We start from the raw sequence: 11,612 nt of genomic DNA, 5'->3' as shown, positions 1-11,612 counted from the left end.
CCCGGTAAGTGTTGAACCAGTCTGGATCGGGAAACACGGCATGAGCGCCATCGGGCTTTATGTTCTGGCAGCCCTCGCAGAGATTGCGGGCTGCTTCGCCTTCTGGGCCTGGCTGCGCCTCGGCAAGTCCATGCTCTGGCTGTTGCCCGGCCTCGTCAGCCTTGCCCTCTTCGCCTTCCTGCTGACGCGGGTCGATGCCGGCTTCGCGGGGCGTGCCTATGCCGCCTATGGCGGCATTTACATCCTGACCTCGCTTGTCTGGCTCTGGGCGATCGAGGGCGTCCGTCCCGATCGCTGGGACATGGCAGGCGCCGGCCTCTGCCTTGTCGGCGCCTTGGTCATCGTCCTTGGTCCGCACGGACGATAGCGGCGGACCATTTCGACCCAGAGGCGCCCGCCGACGCCTAGTTCTTTCGCGGCGATCCGGGATACTTCAGCCCGCGGCTCCGCTGCCGGGTGACTCCGCTACGAGCCGCCCCTCCTCAGCCTTGTAGAAATACTGGCTGGCGATCAGCCATCCCTTCAACGGCCGCAAGGGCGGAATGCAGGTGAGCAGCATGAAGGGCAGCGTCGTGAAGAGGTGGACCCAATAGGGCGCGGAATAGGCAACCTCGATCCAGAGCCCCATGACGACGCTCGGGACGCAAGCAAAGCAGATGACGAAGAAGGCCGGGCCATCGGCCGGATCGGCAAAGGAATAATCCAGACCGCAGACCTCACAGCCTTCCCGCACCGCCAGGAAGCCATCGAACAGATGCCCCTGCCCGCAGCGTGGACAGCGCCCTCTCAGCCCTGTTTCCATCGGCGACAGCGGTGGCCAGTCATGGTTCATCGACATCGGGCGGTTCCTTGTCAGGCGTGTCATGAATGAATGCATTCAAATTTGCATTCATTTCTCCATATTGTATGTATTTTATTCTCGTATCACAAGCTGGTCGATCTCGATATCGCCCAAAATGTCCAACCCAGTCGGTATCCATTCGATAGTCTGACCGGCCTTCATCCACTCTTTGAATGCAGTCAATCTCATTTGAACGAGAGCGCCGATGCGGTCATTCATGAGGAGTCCCGAGCGCGCGGCACGGGTACCACCCGTGTCAGCCACGGTGCCGATGCGGCCTGTTTCGCCGCCGGCCGTTGCAAGGCCATCCTCTGTTTCCGTTGGCTGATCTTGCCGGCCCTTCCCCGCAAAACCCGGTCAAATCCGGCCTTGGCGAGACCGGATTTGACCGGTCGCGGCGCCTTCTGACGCGCTTCAACCTGCGGCGTGGTGACGCCTTAGGCCTTGAGCAGCCTCGCTGCCGCCATCTACGGGTTGAAATGCCGGCCGGTCGAGGGCGTCAGGAAATTTATGTTTGATCAATCGGTTATGAAATTCCGCGGGATCGAAACGCCTCCGATTTTTTCTGATTGGGCAGGTTGACAGATCATTTTCGATCAGCAGGCGAAAATCTTTTTCGGACGGGCGGCATCGACGGAGAAGGCCGCAGGGATCACACTCCCGGCATTGAAAAGGCTCCCGTCCCGCATTCGGCCCCTGCATCCGCATGGGGCCAATGTGCGTCAGGGGCACAGCTTCGCCTTCGCGCAGGCCTCACGGCCTGCTCCGCCCGATCGGATTGGACCGGCGATCGTGCGGAATAGCCCTCGGAAGTTCTGACGCTTCCGGGAAAGAAATCCCGGCACAACAGGGACGAACGATGACCATTTTCCCGACGCTCACGATTCCAGACACGTTGGCGGCCGGACCCGGGCCGGGCAACACCGATCCCCGCGTGCTCCAGGCCTTCGCCAGCGCCGGTGTCGCCGACCACATGCAGCAGGACGTGCTGCGCGGCATGGTGGAATCCAAGCTGATGCTGCGCGAGATCTTCGGCACGAAGAACGCCTATACCTACGGCGTCGCCGGCACGGGATTCTCCGGCCTCGACTGCATGCTCAGCGCCATCCTGCCGGGTGACAAGGTGGTTGCCTTCACCAACGGCACCTTCTCCGGCATCGACTGCATGACGATCCGCATGAAGGCGTCGACGCCCGAGGATCTCGCCGCCAACCCGATGAACCCGCAGCCGGCGAACGTGACGATCATCACCGTGCCGCACGGCCAGTCGGTCACCGGCGAAATGGTCGAGAAGGCGCTGGCCGAGCACAAGCCGATGTGGGCCTTCATGGCGCATTGGGAAACCGGCTCGGGCCGCATCAACGACGTCCAGGGCTTCAACGACGCCTGCGCCAAGCACGGCGCCCTCGGTCTCGTCGATGCCGTCTCCAGCCTCGGCGTCGGCGACTTCAACATCGATCAGTATCCGGCCGTCGTCGGCTGGGCGTCCTGTCCGCAGAAGGGCGTGCTCGCCCTGCCGCTGACCTACGCGCCCGTCAGCTTCCGGGACGAGTATATCGACGTCGTCAAGAAGCGCGGCTGCTACACCTACGTCCATCATCCGATCCTCAACGGCCGCCACTGGGGCATCGTCGACGGCAAGGACGTTCCGGCCGGCGTCTACCACCAGACGCACTCGGGCTATGCGGTTGCCTCCTTCCACGAAGCGCTGCGCATCCTGCTGACCTACGGCCGCGCCCAGAAGGCCGCCGACTACGCCTTCTGCGAGAAGGCCCTGCGCAACGCCGTTTCGGCTATGGGCTGCGAGGTCACGTCCAACATGACGAGCCTCGTCGTCCTCAACCTGCCGGGCAAGCTTGCCGGCAAGGAAAAGGAACTCGTCGGCAACTGCCGCGCCAAGGGCTTCGGCATTTGGCCGACGCTTTCCGAGCCGGTCCAGGTCCGTATCGGCATCCTGAACCAGCTGACTGAGGAATCGATCACCGAGATCGTCGGCCGCTTCGCCGACGCGATGCTGGAGATGGGCGCAGAGTTCGACAAGGCCAAGATCATGGCCGACCTCAAGTCCTATTTCGAGCCGCGCCTGAAGAACTCGGCCTGAGATTGATCAATGCCACCGGGCCTGCCTGCAGGTCCCGGCTGTGAATGACGAAACGCCGCGCAATCCCTTGTGCGGCGTTTTTCGTTGCAGGCGCATTTTTCGGGCGCGTCGCCCCTGTCAGCCTGCGATGTTCCAGGCAGCCCTCCAAGATCCGGGTATCGCTGCAACGCCCCTTCTTCTCCGGCTTGGACCCTGGCTCGCCCAAAGTCTCTTTTCGATACGCCACATAAACTTAGCCGTGCATCGATTTTTATCCGTCGGCGCTACGAACAAAGCCCTCACGGCCGAATCTTCCTTAGTCTTTAATCATTTATACAGCACCTGCTGTGATTTTTCCCTCGAATGGTCTTTTCACGGAGAGGGTAATGGCTTTCGGCGCAACCTGTCGACACAGCTTGTTGTTGCAACCGGCGCGGCGGGACCGCCACGCTCCTCGCATTCATCGGTGGGTCCGCCTGGATCTCGATGGAGCGAACCCAGAACGACGTCATGACGGTGGCGGTCGAAAAGGCGTCCAACGTCGCGCGGCAAGCCGAGGTCCAGATCTCCGAAGCCGTTTCCGCCGGAACGACCCTTGCCGCCAGCCTTCAGGGGGCCATCGAGAAAGGGCCGGTCAAGCGCGCCGACATCATCGCGATGATCGAGCCCATCGCTCAGCGCTTCCCGAATATCTACGGCGCATGGATGGGCGAAGTTACCGACCGTCCCGCCGCCGAGAAATTCGTCGGCACCGAGGGCACCAACGAAGACGGCGTTTTCACCGCCTACTGGACGAAGTCCGACAGCGGCGAGATGGAATTTTCGACCTGGAAGATCAATCCGACCGAAAACTGGTATGCCGATCCCCTGGCGGAGGACCGCGGCGTGATCACGCCGCCCTATCTTTCCTCCACCAACAAGCTTTTGACGTCCGTCTCGCAGCCGGTCCGCGACAACGGCAAGATCGTCGGTCTGGCTGGTGTCGATATCGCGCTGGACAATCTTGCCGCAACCATCGGCGCCATGCGTCCCTTCGGCACCGGCCGCGTGATGCTGCTGGCCAGCGACGGCAAGTGGCTCGTTCCCCCGAACAAGGACCTGATGATGAAGGGCTATGAGGATGCCGGTCAAAGTGACGTGATGGCAGCCCTCAAGGACGGCGGGATGCGCGTAGTCGACGGTCTTGCGGACGGTGTGACCCGGATCGTCTATCCGTTCAGTGCCCCGGGCATGAACAGGACCTGGGCCGCCGTGGTCGATGTGCCGGCGGAAACCTTCCTGACGCCGATCTACCGGGAAGTGCGCAACACCGCCCTCGGCGGACTGTTGCTGCTGGCCGTCGCGCTGGGCATGATCTTTCTTATGGCCAGGCGCTTCGTCCAGCGCCCGCTTGACCGCACGCTCGTCAGTATCAACGCGCTCATCGACCGCCGCTACGACGTGACGATCAGCGACACCGACAGGGACGACGAGGTCGGCGCGATCAACAAGGCTCTGGAGGTTTTCCGCAACAAGTCCCTGCAGGCCGAGGAGCTTGCGGCCCAGCAGGAGGAACACCAGCGCCAGCGCTCCACCCGCGCCGAACAGGTCCGCACCTATTCGGAGGACTTCGACAAGAAGGTGTCGCAACTCACCGAACGGGTGATGCGCCTTGCCGGCGATCTGAATGTTGCGTCGGCCGGGCTCATCCGCGGCGCGGACGACACCAGCGCGAAGAGCGCGGCGGTGGCCGCGGCCTCCGAGCAGGCGTCGGCCAATGTCGGCGCCGTTGCCTCCGCGGCCGAGGAGCTGCTCGCCTCGGTCAATGAGATCTCGCGCCAGATGACGCATTCGGCCAGCATCGCCGAAAGCGCCGTCGGTCAGGCGAGCCAGGCCAATGCCAAGGTCGATGCGCTGGCTGGCGCGGCCAATCGCATCAGCGAGGTCGTCAAACTCATCAACGCGATCGCCCAGCAGACCAATCTTCTCGCCCTCAACGCCACCATCGAGGCGGCACGGGCCGGCGAGGCCGGCAAGGGCTTTGCCGTGGTGGCAGCCGAGGTCAAGCAGCTTGCCGACCAGACCGCCAAGGCAACCGAGGAGATCGCCGTTCAGATCGAGGCGGTGCAGTCGGTGACGAACGAGACGGTGGAGGTGATCCAGCATATCTCCTCCACCATCCAGCAGATGAACGACATTTCCGGCAGCATCACCAATTCCGTGGAGCAGCAAGGGATCGCGACACGCGAGATCACGACCAATATCCACGAGGCCTCGAACGGCACCAAGGAGGTTTCGACGAGCGTCTTCGTGGTCTCCGATGTGGCTAAGACGACCGGCTCGACGGCACGGGAAGTGAGCGCGGTCGCAGCCGACCTGCGCGAGCAGGCGGAAGCCCTGCAAAACGAGGTAGGGACCTTCATTCAGAATGTGCGAGGCGCCGCCTGATCGCGGATCGCGACCCTCAGGCGTTCAGCCGGACAAGACATCGCCCGCCCCCGCGACCACGGGAGCGGGCGATTTCGTTCCAGGCCAATGCCCTGCATCGCCTTCAAAAATAGGAGCGCCCCGTCTCCCGCGTCATCCCGGCTCGCGTCAGCCGAGAAGGCGTTCGATGAATCCGCCGACGGAATTGCTGATCCGCTCGCGCTTGAGGCGTTCGGCGGTCAGGATCGACTTCAGGTCGTTGAAGGCGCCTTCAAGGTCGTCGTTGATGACCACATAGTCGAAGCGCGTCCACTCCTGGATCTCGTAGCGGGCGTTGACGAGACGCTTCTCGATCACGTCGTCCGCATCCTCGGCCCGGCGCGTCAGGCGCGAGCGCAGCTCCGCCATGCTGGGCGGCAGGATGAAGATCGCCGCGACATCGTCCGGCATGCGGTCGCGGATTTGCGCGGCGCCCTGCCAGTCGACGTCGAAGAGCACATCGCGGCCGGCTTCCAGCGCCTTTTCCACCGGCGCGCGCGGCGTGCCGTAGTAGTTGCCATGGACCTCGGCCCATTCGAGCAACTCGTTGTTCTCGGCCATGGAGCGGAAGTGGCTCTTTTCGATGAAATGGTAGTGGACGCCGTCGATCTCGCTCGGACGGCGGCCGCGCGTGGTCACGGAAATCGACAGTTCGATCTCCTTGTCCTGCTCGAGAAGCAGCCGCGACAGCGTTCCCTTGCCCGCGCCCGACGGCGAGGAGATCACCATCATGACGCCGCGCCGCGCCAGACGCTCATGCCCTGTCGTCGCCTTCATCGCTGTCGTGCTCATGCTCTTTCCCGCCACTCGACTCGTGCTGTCCGGTCACTCGGCCATCGACAAAACGGATGCGGTCCACCGTCACCGACGACGGAGGGACTCACTCGAAATTCTGCACCTGCTCCTTGAACTGGTCGACGACCGCTTTCAAGGCCAGGCCAATCCCGGTCAGCTCCGTATCATTCGACTTGGAGCAGAGCGTATTGGTTTCGCGGTTGAACTCCTGCGCCAGAAAGTCCAGACGACGGCCGATCGGATCGCCGCTGGCGAGCAGAGCGCGGGCCTGGGCGACATGGGCGATCAGGCGGTCGAGTTCCTCGCGGATATCCGCCTTGGCGGCCAGAAGCACCGCCTCCTGATGCAGGCGCGCCGGATCGAGGTCGTCGCGCCCGGTCAAATGCGCGACCTGATCGGCGATCCGTGCGGCAATCGCCTCGGGCGTCCGGGCAGGGCAGGCCTCGGCCCTTCCGGTCAGCGTCTCGATCTCGCCGACCTGGCGAAGAACGACGGCCGCGAGCGCCAGCCCCTCCTCGCCGCGCGAGGTGACGAGATCCGCCAATGCGGCATCGAAGGTGGTCAGCAGCTCGCCGTGGAAGGCTGCAACCATCTCCTCGTCGGCATTTTCCTCGGTCACGGGTTCGACGACGCCGCGCACGGCCAGCAGCCCGTCGATGGTAGCCGGGGCAAGCCCCTGCCCTTCATAGTCCCGCGCCGTCGCCACGAGCAGATCCAGCAGCGCCCGGTTGATCGCATAGCCGGCCTGCGGCGCATCCCGGTCAACGGTCAGCGTGATCTGCACCGAGCCACGCGAGAGAACCTTCGGCAGTCTGGCGCGAATGGCCTGCTCGACAGGCTCGTTGCCCTGCGGCAGCCGGATTCTGAGATCGAGGCCACGTCCGTTCACGGACCGCAGTTCCCAGGCAAACCGCCACGGGCCGAAGGCTCCGGTTCGCCGGGCAAAGCCCGTCATGCTCATCGGGTGGACTGCGGCACTGCTTCCCTCGGCCATCAAGAACCGGCTCCGTTTGTCTGCCGCATCTCCCGGTGCGGGATCTGGCAGCGGCAAGGCTTGTCTTCTGTCAGCACCGGACATTGCCGAGGCTCGGGCGCCGGTCAAGTGCATTCTCACGCGTGAGACCGCACGGCGGGCGATCAGGGCTTGGGGACAGGCAGCACCGGCTTGGAAGGATCGCGAGGCGGCATGCCGTCAAGAAGATCGAGTTCATCGGAGGCCGCATCGGCGTTGCCAGTCGTCTCCTCGGCGGCCAGCGACGTATCCGCCGCGGCGGCGGCATTCGCCTTCAGGAACGCGCGATATTTGGCGACGTTGCGATTGTGTTCGGCAAGCGTTGCGGAGAAGACGTGCCCGCCGGTCCCTTCGGCAACGAAATAGAGCTCGTTGGTATTCGACGGCCCTGCGACAGCTTCCATGGCCGCCCGTCCCGGATTGGCGATCGGTCCCGGCGGCAAGCCGTTGATGACATACGTGTTATAGGGCGTTTCGCCATCGATCTCGCTGCGCCGAAGCGGACGCCCGAGCGCACCCTTGCCGCCGACAAGTCCATAGATGATCGTCGGATCGGACTGGAGCTTCATCCCCTTGTTCAGGCGATTGATGAAGACGGCGGCCACGCGCGGCCGTTCGTCCGCCTTGCCGGTCTCCTTCTCCACGATGGAGGCGAGCGTGACCAGTTCCTCGGGCGTCTTGATCGGCAATCCCTCGCGCCGGCTCTTCCAGACGTCGGCCAGCACCTTGTCGTGCTCGCGCCGCATGCGGTCGAGAATGCTCTGGCGCGCCGCGCCGCGCGTGAAGAGATAGGTTTCCGGAAGCAGGCTTCCCTCCGGCGGGATCTCCGCGACGTCTCCCGTCAGCAGTTCCTCCTCGCGCAGGCGCTCGACGATCTGCTCGCTGGTCAGTCCCTCGGGCACCGTGAAGGGATGCAGAATGGCCTTGCCGGAAACAAGCAGGTTCATGACCTGCTGCATGCTGGCGCCGGCCGGCACCGAATATTCGCCGGCGCGCAGTTTGCTCTGCATGCGATAGGCGCGCACGCCCCAACTGAAGATCTGGGGCTCGGTGATGACTCCCTCGCTCATCAGGACGCTGGTGATCTCATCGAGGCCCGAGTTGGCACGGATGATTACCGTGGTCTCCTGAGGCAGCGGTCCGCGCTCGGAGAACTTCAGCTTGCCCCAGTAAACGAGGCCACCGCCACCCAGCGCCAGAAGCACCAGGATCATCATGATACCGTTGAGCGCCACGACGATCGGGTTGCGCACATGACGGGAGCGCGGCGGCGGCGGCGCCGGCTCGGGGGCGAGAGATTCACGCGGGCTCTTCGGACTGATCCGGCCGGACGTTTCCTGGTCTGGCACGCCGTTCGTCTCCGGCGTCTCCTTGTTGCCGTCCATACCTCAAATGCCTCTGTCTGTCCGGGTACTTCCACCGGCTATCCTGCCGCCCGGATCCTGTCCCCGACAGGCTGACCCTTCGGTCGCGAATCCATCTGCCGAGTGCGGAGGATGATGCATGCACTTGCGGCAAGAATCCAGCGAGGACGGCCTGATGCCGTCTTAACCCCCTGTTCTTTCCGCGCAAAATGCCGAATGCGCACGCCTGGTTCCGCGTCGTCCGGCAATCGGCCAAGCCACCGGCATGAGATGCCGGGCATGGGGAGCCGGGAACAGGCCGCTCAGTGCAGGAACAGCCTGCCTGCACATCGGTACGACATGAGGGCAGAACGATCGCTCGCCCGGCACGCGCATCACAAATGGCGTTGCCCGCCGGTCCCACTCATTTGCGGAGTTTTTCGCCGACGTTCAACCTTCACGCCACCTGAATCAGGCGTCGAACTTCCTCAAGACCAGCGACGCGTTGGTGCCACCAAAGCCGAAACTGTTCGAAACGGCGACATTGATCTCGCGCTTGCGCGCGACGTTCGGCACCAGGTCCATCGGGGTATCGACCGACGGATTGACCAGATTGAGCGTCGGCGGTGCGATCTGGTCCCGGATCGCCAGGACCGAGAAAATGGCTTCGATCGCGCCGGCCGCTCCGAGAAGATGCCCGGTCGCCGATTTGGTCGACGACATCGAAATCTTCGCGGCCGCATTGCCAACAAGCCGCTCCACGGCGCCAAGCTCGATCGTGTCGGCCATGGTCGACGTGCCATGGGCATTGATGTAGTCGATCTCGTCCGGCGTGACGCCGGCGCGCTCGAGCGCCGCCTTCATGCAGCGGTAGGCTCCATCACCGTCCTCGGAGGGAGCGGTGATGTGGAAGGCATCGCCGGAGAGACCGTAGCCGATGACCTCGGCATAGATCTTGGCGCCGCGCGCCTTCGCATGTTCCAGCTCTTCCAGAACGACGACGCCGGCGCCCTCGCCCATGACAAAGCCGTCGCGGTCCTTGTCATAGGGACGCGAGGCCTCGGTCGGACGGTCGTTGAAACTCGTGGACAGGGCACGGCAAGCCGAGAAGCCCGCAATGGAAATCCGGCAAACGGGCGATTCCGCACCGCCTGCCACCATGACGTCGGCATCGCCGAGCATGATCAGTCGCGAGGCATCGCCGATGGCGTGGGTGCCGGTCGAACAGGCGGTCACCACGGAGTGGTTCGGGCCCTTCAGACCATGCTTGATCGACACGTGGCCGCCGGCAAGGTTGATCAGGCGGCCGGGAATGAAGAAGGGGCTGATCCGGCGCGGACCCTTGTCGCGCAGCGTATAGGCCGCGTCGACGATGCCCTGCAGACCACCGATGCCCGAACCGATGAGAACGCCGGAGCGGATCTGGTCTTCGTATTCGGTCGGATGCCAGTCGGCATCGTCAAGAGCCTGATCGGCAGCCGCTGCGGCATAGACGATGAACTCGTCGACCTTGCGCTGTTCCTTCGGCTCCATGTAGAGGTCGGGATCGAAGGTGCCGTCGCTGCCATCGCCCCGCGGGATGGTGCAGGCAATCTGGCACGGCAGGTCATCGACCTCGAAGGTCGAAATGCGCGAAGCCCCGCTCTTGCCTTCAAGGATGCGCTGCCAGCTCACGTCAGCGTTGCCGCCCATCGGCGACACCATACCAACACCGGTGATGACAACTCGTCTCATGCCCACCCATTTCCGTCGGGTTTGCCCGACCGGATCGTTGATTCAGCGAGGACCGATGGCCCTCGCTGGCAATATTTTTTCGATAGAAACCTGTCCGGAACCGGGATCAGGCGGTCGCCTTGGTGAGGTAGTTCACCGCGTCACCAACGGTCTGGATCGTGTCGGCCGCATCGTCCGGGATTTCGCAGCTGAATTCTTCCTCGAAGGCCATCACGAGTTCGACCGTGTCGAGCGAATCCGCTCCGAGATCCTCGATGAAGCTGGCTTCCATCGTGACCTTCTCGGGTTCCGCACCGAGGTTCTCGATCACGATCTTCTTCACGCGCTCAGCGATGTCACTCATGTCCTGAAGTCCTTCGTTTGCAAGTTCTGCACATTTTTCCCGGCGCTTACCGGAATTCTTTCTGATTGATCGGGATGACGGCGACGTCCATCAAGTGCCGCGCCCCCCGTTCAAAGTGCCTCGCTACCGCCGGCGGGACGGCCGTTTTCCGCCGTTTCCCGGAAAAATCCGGAGTTAGTCGGCGGGTAGGTAACACACTTTGTTAGGCTTTGCCAGCAGAAGCAAGCAATGCTTTTCCGCTCTGCCGGCCGACCGGAAACCATACAAATCCGTCAATCAAAACATGGCCATGCCGCCGTTGACGTGAAGCGTCTGACCGGTGACGTAAGCCGCCTCGCGGCTGGCGAGATAAACGCAGGCGGCGGCGATCTCGTCGGAGGTCCCCAACCGGCCGGCCGGAACCTGCGCCAAAGTCGCTTCGCGCTGCTTCTCGTTGAGGACATCCGTCATCGCCGTTTCGATAAAGCCGGGCGCCACCGTGTTGACGGTGATGTTGCGGCTTGCAACCTCCTGGGCCAGCGCCTTGGTCATGCCGATCATGCCGGCCTTGGCGGCGGCGTAGTTGGCCTGGCCGGCGTTGCCGGTGACGCCGACGATCGAGGTGATGCCGATGATGCGGCCATAGCGGCGCTTCATCATGCCCCGGATCGCCGCCCGCGAGAGGCGGAAGCCCGACGTGAGGTCGACCTCGATGACGTCGTCCCAGTCCTCGTCCTTCATGCGCATGAAGAGACCGTCGCGGGTGATGCCGGCGTTGTTGACGAGAATGTCGAGGCCGTCCATCGCCGCTTCCGCCGCCGGAACGAGCGCGTCGACGGCGTCACGGTCCGAGAGATTCGCGGCGACCACATGCACGCGTTCGCCGCCCATCTCGGACGCGAGGTCTTCCAGAACGCCGGCGCGCGTGCCTGAGAGCGTTACCACGGCGCCGCGCGCATGCATCGCCTTGGCGATGGCGCTGCCGATGCCGCCGCTTGCGCCCGTTACGAGCGCCTTCATGCCGGTGAGATCGAACATCA

Annotated in this window: 10 protein-coding genes; 3 read left to right on the top strand and 7 right to left on the bottom strand. The window is 63.6% G+C overall.

Annotated elements, in window-relative coordinates:
• Nucleotides 1–40 precede the first annotated feature (40 nt).
• Nucleotides 41–367 carry a YnfA family protein gene (locus HDIA_RS09145; protein WP_099555887.1) on the top strand — a complete coding sequence of 109 codons (327 nt, stop codon included), beginning with the start codon at nt 41–43 and terminating at the stop codon, nt 365–367.
• A gap of 66 nt (nt 368–433) precedes the next feature.
• Here HDIA_RS09145 and HDIA_RS09140 read toward each other — a convergent pair whose 3' ends face one another.
• Nucleotides 434–838, bottom strand: coding sequence for a DUF983 domain-containing protein (locus HDIA_RS09140; RefSeq protein ID WP_099558796.1), 405 nt, complete (start codon nt 836–838; stop codon nt 434–436).
• 862 nt (nt 839–1,700) lie between these two features.
• Between HDIA_RS09140 and HDIA_RS09130 the strand changes: the two genes are divergently transcribed.
• Both HDIA_RS09130 and HDIA_RS09125 read left to right on the top strand, forming a co-directional pair.
• On the top strand, nt 1,701–2,942 hold the full coding sequence (locus tag HDIA_RS09130; RefSeq protein WP_099555885.1) for an aminotransferase class V-fold PLP-dependent enzyme: 1,242 nt from the start codon (nt 1,701–1,703) through the stop codon (nt 2,940–2,942).
• A 465-nt stretch (nt 2,943–3,407) separates the two neighbouring features.
• Complete coding sequence (locus tag HDIA_RS09125) at nt 3,408–5,348, top strand: methyl-accepting chemotaxis protein (protein ID WP_099555884.1); 1,941 nt, start codon at nt 3,408–3,410, stop codon at nt 5,346–5,348.
• A 147-nt stretch (nt 5,349–5,495) separates the two neighbouring features.
• On the opposite strand, the gene gmk is transcribed toward HDIA_RS09125, so the two are convergent.
• From gmk to fabG, 6 genes are all read right to left on the bottom strand, one after another.
• Entirely contained in the window at nt 5,496–6,158 is a 663-nt protein-coding gene (gene gmk, locus HDIA_RS09120; RefSeq protein ID WP_245884215.1) for a guanylate kinase, read from the bottom strand.
• Nucleotides 6,159–6,246: 88 nt separating this feature from the next.
• On the bottom strand, nt 6,247–7,155 hold the full coding sequence (locus HDIA_RS09115) for a YicC/YloC family endoribonuclease (RefSeq protein WP_197708118.1): 909 nt from the start codon (nt 7,153–7,155) through the stop codon (nt 6,247–6,249).
• Nucleotides 7,156–7,298: 143 nt separating this feature from the next.
• A complete protein-coding gene (mltG, locus tag HDIA_RS09110) occupies nt 7,299–8,558 on the bottom strand; it encodes an endolytic transglycosylase MltG (RefSeq protein ID WP_099555883.1) in 1,260 nt (419 codons plus the stop codon).
• A 429-nt stretch (nt 8,559–8,987) separates the two neighbouring features.
• On the bottom strand, nt 8,988–10,250 hold the full coding sequence (fabF, locus tag HDIA_RS09105) for a beta-ketoacyl-ACP synthase II (protein ID WP_099555882.1): 1,263 nt from the start codon (nt 10,248–10,250) through the stop codon (nt 8,988–8,990).
• 106 nt (nt 10,251–10,356) lie between these two features.
• The gene (locus HDIA_RS09100; RefSeq protein WP_099555881.1) at nt 10,357–10,593 is read right to left on the bottom strand and encodes an acyl carrier protein; all 237 of its coding nucleotides are present in this window, start codon (nt 10,591–10,593) and stop codon (nt 10,357–10,359) included.
• A gap of 276 nt (nt 10,594–10,869) precedes the next feature.
• Nucleotides 10,870–11,610: a 3-oxoacyl-[acyl-carrier-protein] reductase gene (gene fabG, locus HDIA_RS09095; RefSeq protein ID WP_099555880.1), complete on the bottom strand. Its 741-nt coding sequence runs from the start codon at nt 11,608–11,610 to the stop codon at nt 10,870–10,872.
• Between the last annotated feature and the right edge of the window lie 2 nt (nt 11,611–11,612).

The organism is Hartmannibacter diazotrophicus, from assembly GCF_900231165.1.
Taxonomy (GTDB): Bacteria; Pseudomonadota; Alphaproteobacteria; order Rhizobiales; family Pleomorphomonadaceae; genus Hartmannibacter; species Hartmannibacter diazotrophicus.
The sequence above is the reverse complement of the archived record's forward strand: the minus strand, read 5'-3'. Positions and strand labels throughout refer to the sequence as shown.